Source organism: Amycolatopsis sp. PSD-21, from assembly GCF_055561455.1.
This window is the reverse complement of sequence record NZ_CM145712.1, coordinates 558,075-574,798: the sequence shown is the minus strand read 5'-3', so window position 1 is coordinate 574,798 and position 16,724 is coordinate 558,075. Positions and strand designations below refer to the sequence as shown.

The 16,724-nt window shown below is 69.8% G+C and carries 17 protein-coding genes; 2 read left to right on the top strand and 15 right to left on the bottom strand.

Translation table 11 applies throughout. The features are described from left to right. Positions 1 to 227: 227 nt before the first annotated feature. The 11 genes from ACZ1DY_RS03030 to ACZ1DY_RS02980 all read right to left on the bottom strand — a co-directional run bounded on the left by ACZ1DY_RS03030 (position 228) and on the right by ACZ1DY_RS02980 (position 10,661). Positions 228 to 1,319: a lysophospholipid acyltransferase family protein gene (locus ACZ1DY_RS03030; protein WP_465483553.1), complete on the bottom strand. Its 1,092-nt coding sequence runs from the start codon at positions 1,317 to 1,319 to the stop codon at positions 228 to 230. After that, the gene (locus ACZ1DY_RS03025) at positions 1,316 to 2,365 is read right to left on the bottom strand and encodes an NAD-dependent epimerase/dehydratase family protein (protein ID WP_465483552.1); all 1,050 of its coding nucleotides are present in this window, start codon (positions 2,363 to 2,365) and stop codon (positions 1,316 to 1,318) included. Before ACZ1DY_RS03025 ends, ACZ1DY_RS03030 begins: the two co-directional genes overlap by 4 nt. A gap of 287 nt (positions 2,366 to 2,652) precedes the next feature. Then, a complete protein-coding gene (locus ACZ1DY_RS03020; RefSeq protein ID WP_007030867.1) occupies positions 2,653 to 2,754 on the bottom strand; it encodes a 30S ribosomal protein bS22 in 102 nt (33 codons plus the stop codon). Positions 2,755 to 2,899: 145 nt separating this feature from the next. Then, positions 2,900 to 3,115 (bottom strand): helix-turn-helix domain-containing protein, encoded by a 216-nt coding sequence (locus ACZ1DY_RS03015; protein ID WP_016330918.1) that lies wholly within the window; start codon positions 3,113 to 3,115, stop codon positions 2,900 to 2,902. 193 nt (positions 3,116 to 3,308) lie between these two features. Next, complete coding sequence (gene proC, locus ACZ1DY_RS03010; protein ID WP_465483551.1) at positions 3,309 to 4,124, bottom strand: pyrroline-5-carboxylate reductase; 816 nt, start codon at positions 4,122 to 4,124, stop codon at positions 3,309 to 3,311. 24 nt (positions 4,125 to 4,148) lie between these two features. Continuing rightward, positions 4,149 to 4,979 (bottom strand): thioesterase family protein, encoded by an 831-nt coding sequence (locus ACZ1DY_RS03005; protein WP_465483550.1) that lies wholly within the window; start codon positions 4,977 to 4,979, stop codon positions 4,149 to 4,151. Positions 4,980 to 5,120: 141 nt separating this feature from the next. Next, positions 5,121 to 5,918 carry a sugar phosphate isomerase/epimerase family protein gene (locus ACZ1DY_RS03000; protein WP_126733212.1) on the bottom strand — a complete coding sequence of 266 codons (798 nt, stop codon included), beginning with the start codon at positions 5,916 to 5,918 and terminating at the stop codon, positions 5,121 to 5,123. 22 nt (positions 5,919 to 5,940) lie between these two features. After that, positions 5,941 to 7,521 carry a hypothetical protein gene (locus ACZ1DY_RS02995; protein WP_465483549.1) on the bottom strand — a complete coding sequence of 527 codons (1,581 nt, stop codon included), beginning with the start codon at positions 7,519 to 7,521 and terminating at the stop codon, positions 5,941 to 5,943. Positions 7,522 to 7,626: 105 nt separating this feature from the next. Beyond that, positions 7,627 to 8,616: a Ppx/GppA family phosphatase gene (locus ACZ1DY_RS02990; RefSeq protein ID WP_126733210.1), complete on the bottom strand. Its 990-nt coding sequence runs from the start codon at positions 8,614 to 8,616 to the stop codon at positions 7,627 to 7,629. Between the two features lie 126 nt (positions 8,617 to 8,742). After that, positions 8,743 to 9,432: a response regulator transcription factor gene (locus tag ACZ1DY_RS02985; RefSeq protein WP_034310560.1), complete on the bottom strand. Its 690-nt coding sequence runs from the start codon at positions 9,430 to 9,432 to the stop codon at positions 8,743 to 8,745. Continuing rightward, positions 9,429 to 10,661 (bottom strand): sensor histidine kinase, encoded by a 1,233-nt coding sequence (locus tag ACZ1DY_RS02980; RefSeq protein ID WP_185927116.1) that lies wholly within the window; start codon positions 10,659 to 10,661, stop codon positions 9,429 to 9,431. Before ACZ1DY_RS02980 ends, ACZ1DY_RS02985 begins: the two co-directional genes overlap by 4 nt. Positions 10,662 to 10,932: 271 nt before the next feature. Here ACZ1DY_RS02980 and ACZ1DY_RS02975 point away from each other — a divergent pair, with 271 nt between their 5' ends. Both ACZ1DY_RS02975 and ACZ1DY_RS02970 read left to right on the top strand, forming a co-directional pair. Then, positions 10,933 to 11,580 carry a DNA-binding response regulator gene (locus tag ACZ1DY_RS02975; RefSeq protein ID WP_465483548.1) on the top strand — a complete coding sequence of 216 codons (648 nt, stop codon included), beginning with the start codon at positions 10,933 to 10,935 and terminating at the stop codon, positions 11,578 to 11,580. Then, the gene (locus ACZ1DY_RS02970) at positions 11,577 to 12,494 is read left to right on the top strand and encodes a hypothetical protein (protein ID WP_465483547.1); all 918 of its coding nucleotides are present in this window, start codon (positions 11,577 to 11,579) and stop codon (positions 12,492 to 12,494) included. Before ACZ1DY_RS02975 ends, ACZ1DY_RS02970 begins: the two co-directional genes overlap by 4 nt. Before the next feature lie 69 nt (positions 12,495 to 12,563). Here the strand turns inward: ACZ1DY_RS02970 and ACZ1DY_RS02965 are convergent, their stop codons facing one another. From ACZ1DY_RS02965 to mshA, 4 genes are all read right to left on the bottom strand, one after another. Then, the gene (locus ACZ1DY_RS02965) at positions 12,564 to 13,313 is read right to left on the bottom strand and encodes a phosphoglyceromutase (protein WP_034310552.1); all 750 of its coding nucleotides are present in this window, start codon (positions 13,311 to 13,313) and stop codon (positions 12,564 to 12,566) included. A 605-nt stretch (positions 13,314 to 13,918) separates the two neighbouring features. Then, on the bottom strand, positions 13,919 to 14,839 hold the full coding sequence (locus tag ACZ1DY_RS02960; protein ID WP_465483546.1) for a DUF4349 domain-containing protein: 921 nt from the start codon (positions 14,837 to 14,839) through the stop codon (positions 13,919 to 13,921). 68 nt (positions 14,840 to 14,907) lie between these two features. Beyond that, positions 14,908 to 15,423, bottom strand: a complete 516-nt coding sequence (locus tag ACZ1DY_RS02955) for a type III secretion system chaperone family protein (RefSeq protein WP_034310547.1) — start codon at positions 15,421 to 15,423, stop codon at positions 14,908 to 14,910. Further along, positions 15,420 to 16,724: a D-inositol-3-phosphate glycosyltransferase gene (gene mshA, locus ACZ1DY_RS02950; protein WP_257489384.1), complete on the bottom strand. Its 1,305-nt coding sequence runs from the start codon at positions 16,722 to 16,724 to the stop codon at positions 15,420 to 15,422. The genes ACZ1DY_RS02955 and mshA overlap by 4 nt, the downstream gene beginning before the upstream one ends.

Genomic DNA, 16,724 nt, shown 5'->3' with positions numbered 1-16,724 from the left:
CAGGCCTTCGACGACGTTGCGAAAACCACTTTCGCAACGTTGAAGGTTGCGAAAGTGGCTTTCGCAACCCGCCGCCTTGCCCAACGCGAAGCGCCGACCCGGCACTCGCGTGCTCAAGACCGAAACTCGCGTGTCTGAAGCCGTCATTCGCGTGATTGGGGCCGTAACTCGTGAGTTACGGCCCCAATCACGCGAGTTACGGGTCTGATCACGCGAGTGACGCGGTTCTAGCCCTTGAAGACGCTCTTCCGCTGCGAAAGGCGTTTGTACAGCGACTGCTGGATCGACTCCCGCACCTGGTCGGTCAGCGTGAAGACCAGCATCGGGTCGTCGACGGCGTCCGCGTCGTAGGTGTCCGTGCGGATCGGCTCGCCGAACTCGATGCTCCACTTCGTCGGCAGCGGAATCGCGCCGAGCGGGCCGAGCAGCGGGAAGAACGGCGTCACCGGGAAGTACGGCAGGCCGAGCACGCGCGCGAGGAGCTTGATGTCCCCGATCTTCGGGTAGATCTCCTCCGCGCCGATGACCGACACGGGGATGATCGGCACGCCCGTCCGCAGCGCCGCCGAAACGAAACCACCGCGGCCGAACCGCTGCAGTTTGTACCGCGACGAGAACGGTTTCCCGATCCCCTTGAACCCTTCCGGCCAGACGCCGACGAGTTCTCCCTTGCGCAGCAAGCGTTCCGCGTCGGCGTTGCAGGCGAGGGTCTGCCCGGACTTACGGGCGAAGGAGCCCACTAGCGGCACCTGGAACACCAGATCCGCGCCGAGGCCGCGCAGATGCCTGCCGCCGGGAACGTGGTCGTGCACGGCGACGGCGGTCATCAGCGCGTCGAGCGGCAACGTGCCGGAGTGGTTCGACACCAGCAGCGCGCCGCCGTCGGCGGGCAGGTTCTCGACGCCGAAGGTGTCGACGCGGAACCACTTCTCGTACAGCGCGCGCAGCGGCGGCAACAGCAGGGTCTCGGTGAGCTCGGCGTCGAAGCCGAACTCGTCGACGGTGTAGTCACCGGTCAACCGGTCACGCAGGAAGCCCAGCGCCGTCCTGAGCGAGGCCGGGAGGAGATCCGCGTCGGCCGGACGGGTCCTGGCCGGCGCGACGCGCGCCGCCCCGGGGAAGTCGACGACGGGCGCGTCCGCCCGGCGCTCCCGCTCCAGATGTTCTTGCGCTTCTTCCGACTCGCGAAGATCCCGTTCCGCCTGGGCGGCCGGGTCCGGCTTCTCTCTGCCGGGGCCGTGCAACGGGATGACCTGCGCTTCAGCGCCGCTCACGTCTTCCGCCTCGCCTTCGTGAGAGTTCTCGTGCGGTCTGCTCATCGGTGGACCGCCTGCCCGGTCGCCGCGGCCACCAGCACCTTGCCCGCGAAACCGGCCAGTTTGCCGCCGTCCACCACGGGCCGGAGCCCGCGGCCGGTGATGTAGTCGTCGAACGCTTCCCGCGTCGTCCAGCGCGGGGTGTAGCCGAAGTCCTGCTTGAGCTTCGTGATGTCCACGACGCGGCCGAAGTTCAGCAGCCGCACCTGGTCGGCGGAGAAGTCGACGACCCTCGCTCCGCGCAGCACCTTGCCGACCGACGGCACGACGCCACTGGGCATCGGCAGTCCGACGCGGCCTGCTCGCCGGATCGCCTGGGAAAGGGTGAGCACCCCCTCCGAACCGACGTTGAACACGCCGGGTTTGTCGTTCAGCGTCGCCTGCTCGAACACGGACAGCGCGTCCGAAGCGTGCAGCAGCTGGATCCGCGCGTCGTAGCCGAAGACGGTAGGGACGACCGGCAGCGCGAAGTAGCGCGAGAGCACGGTGTCGATCTCCGGGCTGATGATGTTGGCGAAGCGGAACAGGCTCGTCGTGATGTCGGGGCGACGGCGCAAGAGCCCGCGGACGTATCCCTCCATCTCGACGGCGTCCTTCACGTAGCCGCTGGTCGAGGTGGGGATGAGCTCGGAATCCTCGGTGAAGACGGCCTGGGAGCGCGCTCCGGCGCCGTACACCGCGGCCGTCGACTTCACCACGAGCTTGCGCACGAGCGGCGAGCGCTGGCAGGCCGCCAGCAGCCGCATCGTGCCGATGACGTTGACCTCTTTGATCGCCGTGCGGCGAGCGGGGCCCGCCGGATGCGCGGTGCAGGACGCGTGCACCACGGTGTCGACCTTGGCCGTGCTGATCACCTTGGCGATCAGCGGGTTGCGGATGTCGGCACGGACGTATTCGGCGTGGCCCATCCGCTGCAAAACCGCTTTCCGCGGGGGCGTGGTGTCGACGCCGATCACCCGCTCGAACTCCGGATTGTTGCCGAGTCTGGCGAGCAGCTTCCCGCCAAGGTCTCCCCCGACCCCGGTCACGAGCACGATGTTCGACGGCATAGGACTCCCTGCGGCTTTTCGGGCGGTTCTCGGACTTCGATCACGGGGTCCTGATGACCTTGAGCGCTGGTCCATCGACCGTGTGTGCGCGAACCTGCACTCATTGGAAGCATCGCGCGGCTGCCCTTGAGATGTTACCGCTCATTAGGGGTAGTCGAGCCAGCGCTTACATGCTATTAACCCGCTGCTCGCAGAGGGGATGCACGTCTCACTCGAATGGGCGGAAACCGCCCACGAAATGGGAATGGCCCGCCCAGAAACTGGGCGGGCCACTCACCGGCTGTGTCTTACTTGCCGGCCTTCCTACGCTGAACGCGCGTCCGGCGCAGCAACTTGCGGTGCTTCTTCTTCGACATGCGCTTACGGCGCTTCTTGATCACAGAGCCCATCGTGAGCGCTCCTTCCTTCGTCGTCGGTCACGCTGCCCGGCGCAGCGTCCAACGGGTGGAGCGCACAGGCACGAGCGGTCTTCCAGGGTACTCGCGCCCCGGAAGACGCCCTCGGGCGGGCACGTCGTACTCCGCGAAACGGGCGTCAGCCCACGTCGAAGTACGCGCCCTGCAGATATTCGTGAACGGCCTTTTCGGGCACTCTGAACGACTTCCCGACGCGCACCGCGGGCAACTCGCCCGAGTGAACGAGGCGGTAGACGGTCATCTTGGAGACCCGCATCAGCGTGGCCACCTCGGCGACCGTCAGGAACTGGACCTGGCCCACTGAAGGCAGGTCATCCTTCTTGTTCGGCGGCATGATTCACCGTGTCCTTCGACACGTGTCGCGCCACGAGGCTTCCCCACCTGTGGTATCGACACGCACGTGCTCTCCTGAGAGTAGCGGGACACGTGTGGCTAAAGCGACGCGAGTCACCGAGATGGGCCCGTACGACTACGCATTTCGTCCTCTGGATGCGGTAGTCAGACGGCGAACTACCGCATCCAGAGGACTAACTGCGGGGTTCGTGGGCGGCTCCCAGCTCGGTCGAGCGGTCCTTCGCGGCCTCGATGGCGGCCAGCAGCGCCGCGCGGACGCCGTGCTTCTCCAGCTCGCGGATGGCGTTGATGGTCGTCCCGGCGGGCGAGGTGACGGCTTCGCGCAGCAGCACCGGGTGCTCGTCGGATTCGGCGAGCATCTTCGCCGCCCCGACCGCCGACTGGATGATCAGCTGCCCGGCGAGCGCGCGCGGCAGGCCGAGCAGGATGCCGGCGTCGATCATGGCCTCGACCAGGTAGAAGAAGTACGCGGGCCCGGAACCGGACAGCGCCGTGACGGCGTCCTGCTGCGACTCGGGCACCTCGACGACCTGCCCGACGTGCGACAGCAGGTCCTTCACCACCGCGATGTGCTCGGCGGTCGCGTGCGCGCCCGCGGAGACCGCGCTCATCGCCTCTCCGACGAGCATCGGGGTGTTCGGCATGACCCGCACCACCGGGACGCCCTCGGCCAGTCTGCGCTCGTACAGGGCGGTCGGCAGGCCCGCGCACAGCGAGACCACCAGCGACTCCGTGCCGAGCAGCGGCGCGAGCTCGTCCAGCACCGGTTCGATGTCCTGCGGTTTGACCGCGACGACCAGCACGTCGGCCCGGCGGGCGGCGTCGGCGACGCTGACCCCGTGCACGCCGTAGCGCTCGGTCAGCTCCGCCGCGCGCGCCGGATACCGCTCGGTGAACAGCAGGTCGGCGGGGCTGTGCCCGCCGTGCAGCAGGCCCGAGAGCAGGGCCTCCCCGATCTTCCCGGCACCCAGAACCGCGATCACACTCATGTCATTCAGCGTGCCAAACCGCCGTCAGGCTCCAGGCGCCGGGGCAAGCGCCAGCTGCCGCGCCTGGCAGACGAGCCTGCCCTGCGAGTCGACCACGAGCGCGTCCGAGTCGAACCAGGCCTCGTGCACCGATTGGCTCTGCACGATCACCCGCAGCCAGCCCGGCGCCGGGCGCGTGCGCAGCAACGCGGTGAGCTGCACGGTCGGCGCCCAGCCGACCCGCCCGAGGTTGTAGACCACCGGCGGGTTCACGTCGCTCGCGAGCAGGGCGAAGAACGGATCCGCGAGCCCGTGCCTCGGCCGGACCCACAGCCGGATCCTCGGCGGGTCCCCGATCCGGCCGTGCAGGTAGCCGACGCTCGCGGGATCGAGCCGGACCTCGCAGCCCTTCGCGAGGTTGAACAGGCCTTCGGAGGTCTCACCGGTCATGGGTACCGCGCCGGGCGGCGGCTCCGCGGGCATGGTGGGGACGTCGGTCCACTCCGGACGCCGCATCGGCAGCCGCCCGGTGGTCACCCTGGCCTCGACGCAACTGCGGCCCCGCTGCTCCAGCGTGACCGCGACGACCGAGGCGCGCCTTCCGACCTTCCGGACGTCCATGCGCAGCAGCACCGGCCCCACCGCCGGCGGATGCAGGAACTCCGCGCTGATCGCCAGCGGCTCGGACGGCGGCTCGCCGCGTTCGTGGAGGAAGGTCAGGGCGGCCCGTGCCATCAGTGCCATCAGGAAGCCGCCGTGGGGGTGTCCACCGATCGACCATTCGGTCCGGAGGACCGCCGTGAAAGTGCCGTCACCCAGCGATCTCGTCGCGCACGCCGCGTCGAAGGAGGTGCTCGTGTCGTCGGCCGCGCTCACCGAGCACTGACCCAGGCCACGAGCCGATCCATCGGGGTGCGGGAGATCAACAAGCGCAGCTGGTTCACGGTCGGAACTTTACGTGTACCAGCGCCTCGGGCGCAGTGAGGAATGAATCTCCGCACCCGGAGACGATCTTTGTCACTGACCGAGGTGAAGCCTCGCGAACAGGAGTGACTCCGCGAGATCCCGCGACCGCCGCGCCGCGCTCGGCGAGCGCCGGGTGTTGATCTCCAGCACGACCTGTCCGGAGAAGTCGCTGTTCACGAGCTTTTCGAGCAGTTCGGCGCAGGGTTCGATGCCGCGTCCGGGCACCAGGTGCTCGTCCTTCGGCAGGCCCGTGCCGTCGGCCAGATGGACGTGCGCGAGCCCGGACCCCATCCGTTCGGCGAGCGCGAGGGCGTCCATCCCGGCTGCCGCTGTATGGGACAGGTCGAGCGTGTAGTGGCGAAACCCTACGTCCGTAGGGTCGATCGAGGGCCGGAACGCCGACACGCGGGACGTCCGAGAGCCGCCGGGCGGGCGGACCTTGAACATGTTCTCGACCGCGATCTCGATCCCGCTCGCCTCTTCGAGCTCGTCGACGAGGTCACCGAACGCGTCACCGTAGCGGCGCTGCCACCGGAACGGCGGATGCACCACGACCGTGCGCGCGCCGAGCTCCTGCGCCGCGTCCACGGACATCCGCAGGCGGACCTCGGGATCCGGCGACCACACGCGCTGGGTGATCAGCAGCGAGGGCGAGTGGATCGACAGCACCGGCACACCGGTGCGGCGCGACCAGCGGCGCAGCGCGGAGATGTCCTGGCTGACCGGGTCCGCCCAGACCATCACCTCGACACCGTCGTAGCCGAGGTCGGCGGCCAGCTCGAACGCCGTGCCCGCCCGCAACGGCCAGACGGACGCCGTCGAGAGACCTACCGGAATCTGCTGAACCATTCCGGCATCCTTCCCGAGGCCGCTAACGCGCGACCAGCAGGAGTGCGGCCGGTGAGACCGTCACCACCAGTCCGACCAGTACCGCGAGCACCAGGGTCTGGAGATCCTCCGCCTTGCGGATCTTCCGGACGATCCACACCAGCGCGACGATCACCAGCAGCGCGGCGACCAGCGCGGCGGCGGGGATGTTCACCCACAGCCAGTTGAAGCCCAGCCAGACCCCGGCGCCGCCGACGACGCCGAGGGCGAGCTGACCGGCCAGCGCCAGCCACTGCTTGCCCGGCGAGACCTTCTCGGCGGGCGCCGCGGGCTCGTCGTCCTCGACGACATCGTCGACGCTGTCGTCGTAGTCGTCCTCGTAGTCGTCGGCGCGGTAGCCGTAGTCGTCGCGGCCGAAGTCCGGGCCGCCGTCCGGGTACGCCGGGTCGGCGAACTCGCGCTCGTACTCGTCGAGGTTGTCCTGCCGGTCGCGGTCGTCGAGCGAATGCGGCGGCACGAACGGCATCGGCGCTGGGTGGCCCATGGTGGGCGGACCGGCGTCGAACGGGTCCGGCTCGGGGTCGGCGTCCGGTTCGACGGGCGCGACCGGGGGCGGCACCGGCGGGATCCCGCCGATCTCGGTGTCCTCGGACTGCACCTTCTGCCTGCGCTTGCGCCATCCGGCGAGGCCGGCGGGCGGTGCCGGCGGTTCCACCGGTGCGGGTGCCTCGGGTTCGGCCGGAGCCTCGTCGCCGACCGCGGCGAACTGTTCGGTGTTCGGTTCGGCCTTCGGCTGAGGCGGGCGCGCCGCGGGACGGCGGCGCCGCGCCGGCTGGGCGGGCGGCGTCGCGAACGCGCCGCTGGCCATCGGACCCGGCTGGTCCTGCACGTCTTCGGCCGGGGCATCAGTGCCACCGAGGGCGCCGTCGAGCCTCGCCGACAGCCCGGACGACGGAGGTCCGGCGGGCGGCTCGGGGCGGCGGCGGACCGGCGGCACCGCGCCGCGGGTCTCCTCCGGGCGGGGACGGCCACGCGGCGGCAGTCCCTCGGAGTCCGGCGGACGCTGCTGGTAGCCGGACTGTTCCTGCGGCGGCGTCGGCCGCGCGAACTGACCCGACTGCTGCGGCGGCTGCGGCGGACGCTGCTGGTAACCGCTCTGCTCCTGCGGCGGCGTCGGCCGCGCGAACTGACCCGACTGCTGCGGCGGACGCTGCTGATAGCCGCTCTGCTCCTGCGGCGGGCGCACCGGCGGCGTCTGCCGGGTCGGGGTGGACGCGACGTCCGGCGGCACCGGCAGCGGCGCGGAGTCCTGCGGCGGAAGCGGACGCGGACCGGAGTCCTGCTGCGGCTGCGGGAGCGGACGCGGTGCGGAGTCCTGCGGCCGCGAGCGGCGCGGCGGACGGTTGAGCGGCGGCGGGGTGTCGCCGGACACCCTGTCGATGATCGCCTGGGGCGCGGTGTCGCTCGGGGACGGCGCGCGCCGTCCGCGGGCGGGCTCGGGAGCCTCGTCGTCGTCGGCCGCGCGGCGTCGCCTGCGGCGCCCGCCCTCGGGCTGGGCTCCGTGCTGCGCGAGCAGCTCCGCCACGGTCTTCTGTGGCTGGCCGCTCTCTGTCTCGTCCGTCATACCGTGCAGTCCAATGCGCGCTCCGGCCGTTGCGAACCGGCACGCGACGGGGCATGGGCGGCGTCGCGCGCGCTATCCACCGTCATCCGCATTTCCGTCACCTCTTCACCGTGCCCGTTCTCCGTCGACTAAGTCCAGTCGGGCGCTGCCGCCCACAGTCTCGTCCGCACCGTTCGAATGGTCCAGCCGTCGAAGGATGACACCTTCTCGCAGCGCCCACGGACAGATCTCCAGTTCTTCCAGGGAAAGCGCCCGCATGGTGGCTTGTGCGACGAGCGCGCCCGCCACCAGCTGATGCGCCCTGCTCGCGCTGACCCCCTCGAGTTGTGCCAGGTCATGGGCGGTCATCCGGGAGATGAACGCGATGAGCTGGCGCAACGCGGTGTCGGTCAGGGTACGGCGCACATGCGGCCCGCTGGCCGACGGCGCCGCTCCGGTCAGCCGGGCGAGCGACCGGAACGTCTTCGACGTCGCCACGACACGATCGGGTTCACCCAATTTGGCGACCTTCTTCGCGAGCGGGGCGAGTTGTTCTTCGAGCCACGCCGAAGTCGCGATCAGCTCCGACCGGGTGGGCGGGTCGTGCTGGAACCGCGTCCTGGTGGTCCGGCCCGCGCCCAAGGGCAGCGATTCGGCCAGATCCGGCTCCTCGTCGCGGCCCATCGCGACCTCCAGCGAGCCGCCGCCGATGTCGAGGACCAGCAGTTTTCCCGCCGACCAGCCGAACCAGCGGCGGACGGCGAGGAAGGTGAGCCGGGATTCGTCGATCCCGGAAAGCACCCGGAGTTCGACGCCGGTCTGTTCCTGGACCTTCGCCAGCACCTTCGGGGCGTTCTTGGCTTCGCGGACCGCGGAAGTGGCGAACGCCATGACCTCTTCGCAACCGAGGCGGGCCGCGGCCGCCTTCGCCGATTCGACCGCGCGCACGAGGCTGTCCGCGCCCGCGCGGCTCAGGTCGCCGTTGCGGGTGATCTGCTCGGCGAGGCGGAGGACGGCCTTTTCGGAATGCATCGGGGTCGGGTGGGCGCCACGGTGGGCGTCGACCACGAGCAGGTGGACGGTGTTGGAACCGACGTCGAGTACCCCTAGGCGCACGAGCGTCTACGGTACCCGCCCCCACGTCAGGTCACGAAACCGTAACCGTGATCTGTATCGCACGGCTCCGCGTGAAGGCCCCCTTCCCTCGGCTCAGCCGAGGGAAGGGGGCCTTCACGCGCTATCTCACGTCTCGAACTTGTAGCCGAGGCCACGCACCGTGACCAGGTGCCGGGGCGAACCCGGGTCCGGTTCGATCTTCGACCGCAGGCGCTTCACGTGGACGTCGAGCGTCTTGGTGTCGCCGACGTAGTCCGCGCCCCACACCCGGTCGATCAGCTGCCCGCGGGTGAGCACGCGGCCCACGTTGCGCAGCAGGTACTCGAGCAGGTCGAACTCCTTGAGCGGCAGGGAGACCTCCTGGCCGTCGACGGTCACCACGTGCCGCTCGACGTCCATCCGCACCGGCCCGGCGGCCAGCACCAGCGGCGCCAGATCGCCTTCGGAGCCCGGCTCACCGCCGCGGCGCAGCACCGCCCGCACCCGCGCGATGAGCTCGCGGGCCGAGTACGGCTTGGTGACGTAGTCATCGGCGCCGAGTTCCAGGCCGACGACCTTGTCGATCTCGCTGTCGCGCGCGGTCACCATGATCACCGGCACGGCGGAACGCTGCCTGAGCTGCTTGCAGACGTCGGTGCCGCTCATCCCGGGGAGCATGAGATCGAGCAGGACGATGTCGGCGCCGTTGCGGTCGAACTCCTCGAGTGCCTGCTGCCCCGTCACGGCGACGGCGGCGGTGAAGCCCTCTTTGCGGAGCAAGAACGCGAGCGGGTCGGCGAACGACTCTTCGTCCTCGACGATGAGAACCCTCGTCACAGGTTTCCTCCATGGTCGGGGCTTTCTTGCCCTGTTGCCACGAGACGGGGTGTCCGCTCGGGGGTCTTCTCCGGCCGGGACGCCGGCGGAGCCTGTTTCGCGGGCGCGGCCGGTTCGGCGGGGATGTGCGCGGGGATCCGCAGGGTGAAGGTCGACCCGGTGCCGGGGCGGCTCCACAGGCCGACCGAACCGCCGTGGTTGGCGGCCACGTGCTTGACGATCGCCAGCCCCAGCCCGGTGCCGCCGGTCGCCCGCGACCGTGCCTTGTCCGCGCGGTAGAACCGCTCGAAGACACGCTGCTGCTCGTCCTCGGCGATACCGATACCGCGGTCGGTCACCGCGATCTCGACCTTCCCGTCGACCAGCCGCCTGCTGATCGACACCGGGCTGCCCGGCTGCGAGTACGCGACGGCGTTCTCCAGCAGGTTCGACAGCGCGGTGACCATCAGCGTCCGGTCGCCCTCGATGAGGAGCCCGCTGGCCGCGTCGGTGGTGATGGTGATCTCGGCGGATTCCGCCGAAAGCGTCGTCCTGCCGAGCGCCTCGCGGACGACGGCGTCGACCTCGACGACGTTCAGGTCAGGCAGCCGCTCGGCGCCCTGGAGCCGCGACAGCGCGATCAGTTCGGTGACGAGCTGGCCGAGCCGCGTCGATTCGCGGAGGATCTTGCCGCCGAAGCGGCGGACCTCCTCGGTGTCCTCCGCGGCGTCGAGGACGGCCTCGGTGAGCAGCGCGATCGCGCCCACCGGCGTCTTCAGTTCGTGGCTGACGTTCGCGACGAAGTCACGCCGGACGGCTTCGAGGCGGATCGCCTCGGAGTGGTCGACGGCCTCGACCACGGTGAACCCGTCGCCGAGCGGGCGGACCTCGCCGAGGACGGCCTCGGGCTGGCGCCCCCTCGCCTCCAGCGGGGAGAGGTCGATCTCCATCGGTTCGTCGGTCTCGACCACCTGCTCGGCGGCCTTGCGGGCCCGGGGATCGGCCTGGTTGACCTTCACCAGCCCCAGTTCGTAGGCACGCGGGTTGTGCAGGACCATGTCGCCGAACTTGTTGAGGACGACGACGCCGTTGTTGCTGGACCGCACGAGGCGTTCGAGCAGTTCGGCCACGGTGGGACCGGTCGGCCGCCGCTCCTCGCGGCGGGTGCGGCCCCTCGCGATCAGGAAGCCGAAAACCACACCGACGATCAGTCCGCCGACGGCCAGGGCGAGTGCAACAGGCGTGGTCACAGGGGAATCGTAAGCGTGCGGGTAGCCTTTTGGCCTAGTCCCGGCCGCGTACTCGTGATGCCTATGACACCTGGGGACACCCTGTTCGCCTGCAGGTCAGGCCTCGTTCACGTGGCCGAGACCTCCTGGGTGAGGCGGGTCACCCGAAACGGGGACATCGGTACCGTCCCGTGCCCGGATCCCGACTTTCGTCGTGACCTTCCGAACCCGCTCACCGGTGAATAGCGACGTTCCCGTCACGGGTGCCGGGGAATGTTGGAAGACTGTCGCCGTGGAACTCGTCAGTGACATCTCCCTGATTCGCGGAGAAGAAGAGCTGTTCGACCGGACGGCTCATCTGTTCGTCGCGGCGACCGACATCGCGTGCGCGGCCGACGACCTCTATACCTGGGCGCTTTCCCGGCCGTCGCTCACCCGGCAGGGGGAACGGCTGGTCCGCGACAAGCGGATCCGCAAGCTGTACCGCCCCGGCGTCCTGCTGAACGAGCAGACCGCGCGGCACCTGCACCATCTGTCCGAACTCGGCGCGCAGATCCGGATCGGCACCGAGGAGATCAACGAGACGATCCTGCTCGACGAGCGGGTCGCGATCATGGCGGGCGACGAGGGCAAGGCGGTGCGCTCCTACAGCGTCATCTCGCGCCCCGAGCTGGTGCAGGGCATCCTGGCGCTGTTCGAAACCGCCTGGCAGGCGTCCACCACCCTCGAGACGTTCGACGCGCGGTTCGCCGACATCCGGATGGAGGCGCCGCAGATCCTCGAGTTCCTGACCACCGGCTGCAAGGACGAGAAGGCCGCGAAGAGTCTCGGCATGGGCGTGCGCACCTATCAGCGTCGCGTGTCGGAACTGCTGGTCGCGCTCGGCGTGACGTCGCGGCTCCAGGTCGACGCGCGGGCGCGGGAACTCGGGCTGCTGTGAAACGCTGGACGGGGCTCGCCCTGCTGCTCGCGCTCGCTGGCTGCACCACCACGGTTTCCGGCACCGCCCAGCCCGAACCGGAAAGCCCGCCCGCGAACCTCGCGCTCGTCGATCCGGCGAAGACGGCGTCCGTGCTCACGGCGGTGAAGACGGCCGCGGAAGCGGTGTTCTCCTACGACAGCACGGCCGTGCCCGCCTACGAGAAGGCGCTCGCCGACAATCTGACGCCGAGCGCGCGCGACGAGCTGGCGAAGCTGTTCGCCGAGGTCCGGAAGTCGGCCGAGCCGATCAAGCTCGAGACCAAGGTGATCGTCTCGGCGGCGGTCGAGGAGACGCCGGACAAGGCGCGGGTGCTGACGGTGCTCGACCAGAGCAGTAGCAGGGCGGGCGCCACGAACAAGGGCATCGCGTCGGTGCTGCTCGCGGCCACGCGCGAAGGCGACCGCTGGCGGATCGGCAAGGTCGAGGTGAACCCGTCCGTACCGCCGCCCGCGGCGGAGAAACCGGGCGCCGGCGACCGGGTGTTCGCGAGGACACGGGATTCCGCCCGCGACGGCGCCCTCCGCGCCGCGGAGGCCCTGCTGAACGTGGACTCGGCCGACCCCGAAGGCACGTACGCCCGCTACGAGTCCGTGTCGACCGGGCAGCTGTTGACGCAGTTCCAGCAGGGCAAGGCGGCGCGGCTGAACCAGATCCGGTCCAGCGGCACGAAGACGTCGCTGGCGCCGAACCCGGCGACCGCGGTCATGGAGGTCGTGGACGACAAGGCGAGCGTGCTGCTCTTCGCGACGACGGACGTCAAGGACGCGGCCGGGCAGACGACGAAGCGATACCTGCCGATCGTCCTGCGCCTCCAGCGGCTGCCCGAGGGCTGGAAGGCCGCGGGGGTCGAATCGGTCCAGCCCCTCCCCTGACGCAATTCGTCCTCTGAATGCGGTGGTTCGAGAGCGAACTACCGCATCCAGAGGACGAATTGCGTGGGTCTAGCGGCCCTGGTTGGCGACGGCGGCCGCGGCCTCCTTGGCGGCCTCCGGGTCCAGGTAGGTCCCGCCGGCGGTGACCGGCTTGAGGTCCTCGGTGAGGTCGTAGCGCAGCGGGATGCCGGTCGGGATGTTGAGCCCGGCGATCGCGTCGTCGGAGATGCCGTCGAGGTGCTTCACCAGCGCGCGCAGCGAGTTGCCGTGCGCGGCGACCAGCACGGTCTTGCCCGCGCGCAGATCCGGCACGATCGCGGACTCCCAGTACGGCAGCAGGCGCGCGACGACGTCCTTGAGGCATTCGGTCAGCGGGGCGGCGTCACCGAGGTCGGCGTAGCGCGCGTCGCCCACCTGGCTGAACTCGTCGGCCGGGTCGATCGGGGGCGGCGGGGTGTCATAGGAACGGCGCCAGAGCATGAACTGCTCCTCGCCGAACTCGTCGAGGGTCTGCTTCTTGTTCTTGCCCTGCAGCGCGCCGTAGTGCCGCTCGTTGAGGCGCCAGTCGCGCTTCACCGGGATCCAGTGCCGGTCGGCGGCGTCGAGCGCCAGGTTGGCGGTCGAGATCGCCCGGCGCATCAGCGACGTGTGGACGACGTCCGGCAGCAGACCGGACTCCGCGAGGAGCTGCCCGCCCTTGCGGGCCTCCTGCTCGCCCTGCTCGGACAGCGGCACGTCCACCCAGCCGGTGAACAGGTTTTCGGCGTTCCACGTGCTCTGCCCGTGACGCAGCAGCACCAGAGTCCCAAGCTCAGCCATGGGGTTCAGCCTGCCAGAGCGAGCGGAAGCGCCGGTCAGAGGGCCGCGCTTCGCTTTGTTTCTACGGAGAGTGCGTTACCCGCGAGTAACACCTTCACCCGTCCAGAAGACGGGCTGCCAACAAGTCCAGTTCCCCGGAAATCAGGCTGCACTCCGTTATCCCCGTTTTCCAAGTTCACTCGAACGGAGTAACCGGTAGTCTTGTGATTACAGGTGGAGATCTGACAGGTTGACTACGTCCCGCGCGGCCGGATTCCACGCACTCCCCGGTTCGACGCGGGTGACGACCGCGACTCGTCTCCCCCCTGCCGAGTCGCGGCGCCCGCCGGCCCCGTTGGCATCCCCCTCGTCACCGGGTCCACCTTGGCGGGAACTTCAGCGGGGCGGCTCGAGATCGCGACTCCCCCCTCCCTCGAGCCGTCCCGCCTGTTCTCTTCTCGGGCTGCAGCCCCGAACACGCGTGATTGAAGCCGTAACTCACGTGCTTGAGGCCGTAACTCACGCCCTCGAGACTTCCGCCCCGAGACACGCGAGTTACGGCCCCGATCACGCGTGTTACGGCTTCAGGCACGCGTGTTACGGCTTCAAGCACGCATGATCGGCTCTCAGTCCAGTGGGGGCGCGGACGGCAGATCCGAAGCGGTCGCCATCGCGGGCTCCGCCGGACGGCGCCGCTTGCGGAGCCACCACACCAGCGCGGCCGCGGGTACACCGAAGACCAGCAGGAACGGCACCATCGCGCCGAGCACGGTCAGCAGGCCGCCGCCGAAGGTCAGAAACGCGTCCCAGCCGTCGCCCAGGCCGCCGAGGAACCCGCTGCGGGATTCCTCCGCCGCCGCGACGGTCTCCGCCTTCACCTGCAGGGAGATGGTCGACATGGCGACACTTCCGGCCAGGCTTTCGCGCCGCTTCTGCAGCGACTCGAGCTCGGCCTCCCGGCTCGTCAGCTCACTCTCGACCGAGGCGATCTCCGAGACCGACGTCGCCCTCGCGAGCAGCGCGCGGATGCGCTCGACGCTCGCCCGCTGGGTGGCCAGCCGCGAATCGACGTCGACCATCTGCTCGGTCACGTCCGTCGCGGTGACCTCGCGTTTGACCTGCTTCCCGAGCTTCCCCAGCTGATCGAGCACGCCGTCGAGACGCTCGGCGGGCACGATGACGTTGACCGAAGCCCGCTTCTCCTGGGTGCTCTCCTGCCCCGTGTAGCCGGCGGCGCCCTGGGTGATGACGCGCACCTGCGAGATCACGTCGGCGACGTTCGGCGCGGTGAGCTCCAGGCTCGCCGTGCGAACCAGCTTGCGGTCGGCGATGCCCGGCTGCCCCGCCGGCGCCGGGGCCTTGCCCGAACCCGCCTTGCTGTCGGTGCCCTCTTTGTTCGCCGGCCCTTGGTTCGGCACGGCCTGCTTGGTGTCGGCCGACATCGGCATCCCGGCGGATTCACTGCTGCCGCCGGAATCGTTCGCCGAACAGCCCGCCACTGCCAGCACGATGCCGGCGGCGGCGACCCATCTCATTCGCTTGCGCATCAAGACCGTCTCCCTCCAGTGTCGCGGAAAGAGACGGAGCCGGGCTCAGACCCGTTGCACCATTCGGGTCACGAGTCGGTCAAGGCTCCGGGTTCGTGTCCGTTCGAAGGTTCGACGAGATGTTTGAACGCCTGAAGGTTCGCGAGCGATTCGCCACGGGAAACGCGCCAATCCCATTCGCGTTTGATCGATTCCGCGAAACCGAGCTCCAGCAACGTGTTGAAATCGCCGTCGGCGGCTTCCAGCACCTGCCCGAGGATCTTGTCCAGCTCGGACTCGGTGACCGTGTCCAGGCCGAACCGGCCGACCAGGTAGATGTCGCCCATCGCGTCCACGGTGTAGTGCACGCCGTACAGCTTCGCGTTGCGGCGCAACAGGAACCGGTAAACGTCCTCATGGGACTCATCGGGACGGCGGCAGACGAAGGCTTCGACGGCGAAGGCGTGGTCCCCGGCGACCAGCCAGCAGTTGGTCTGCAGCTTCTTCGTACCGGGCAGGGTGACGAAGTACTTTCCCTCGCCACGCCTTTCGTATTCCAGGCCCGCATTGTCCAAAGAGGACCGCAAGGTCTCGTCGAGCGTCAAACCGCCACCTCCGCGCGCTGTTCGAGGGCACGCCGGAACGCGCCGGTCGCCTGAGCGTACGTGTCCAGCAGCCGGTCCGTCGTACGGCTCCAGGAGAAGCGCCGCGCGTGGACGACGGCGTTGGCCGAAAGCTCGGCACGCCAGCCGGGCCGTAGCGCGACGTTCGCGAGCGCGCCGGCCCAGTCCTTCGGGTCGTGCGACGGCACGAGCAGCCCGGAAACCCCGTGCGGCACCGCGACCGGCAGCCCGCCGACCTCGGCCGCGATCACCGGCGTCCCGCAGGCCTGCGCTTCGAGCGCGACCAGCCCGAACGACTCGTTGTAGCTCGGCACGGCGACGATGTCGGCCGCGCGGTAGACGTCGACCAGCGACTGGCCGGGCTGCGGCGGCATGAACCGGGTCTGCTCCCCGATCCCGAGGGAGACGGCCAGTTCGCGCAGGGCCTGCGGCTGCTCCAGCCCGGTCCCGGACGGGCCGCCGACGATCAGCACCACCAGCCGCGACGCCAGCTCCGGCCGCTCGCGCAGCATTTCGGCCGCGGCAAGCAGAAGGACGTCCGGCGCCTTCAACGGCTGGATGCGGCCCGCGAAGGCCAGCACGATCGCGTCCTGCGGCAGCCCGAGCGCCCGGCGCGCGGCGGGCCGGGATCCGGGGGTGAACCGGTCGAGGTCGACGCCGGGCGGGATGGCGTGCACGGAATGCGGGTCGGCGTCGTACAGCTCGATCAGCTCGCGGGCCTCGACGCGGGTGTTCGCGACCAGGCAGTCCGCCTCCTCGACGACCTGCTCCTCGCCGATCACGCGGGTGCGCGGCTCCGGGGTGTCGCCGTCGGCGAGCGCGGCGTTCTTGACCTTGGCCAGGGTGTGCGCGGTGTGCACCAGCGGCACGCCCCAGCGGTCGCGGGCGAGCCAGCCCGCCTGGCCGGAAAGCCAGTAGTGCGAATGGATGAGGTCGTAGTAGCCCGGCTCGTGGAACGCCTCGGCCCGCAGCATCCCGGCGGTGAACGCGCAGAGCTGCGCGGGCAGCTCGTCGCGTCCCAGCGGCTCGAACGGCCCGGCCGGGATGTGCCGGACCAGCACGCCGGGCGCCAGCTCGGCGATCGGCGGCTGATCCGAGGACGTCGCCCGCGTGAACACCTCGACCTCGACGCCGCGGCGGGCCATCTCGGTGGCGGTCTGGCTCACGTAGACGTTCATTCCGCCGGCGTCGCCGGTGCCCGGCTGCTCCAGCGGAGAGGTGTGCAACGACAGCACCGCGACGCGCCTGGGCGCGGCGTCGAACCCGTACAGGGGGATCGTCAC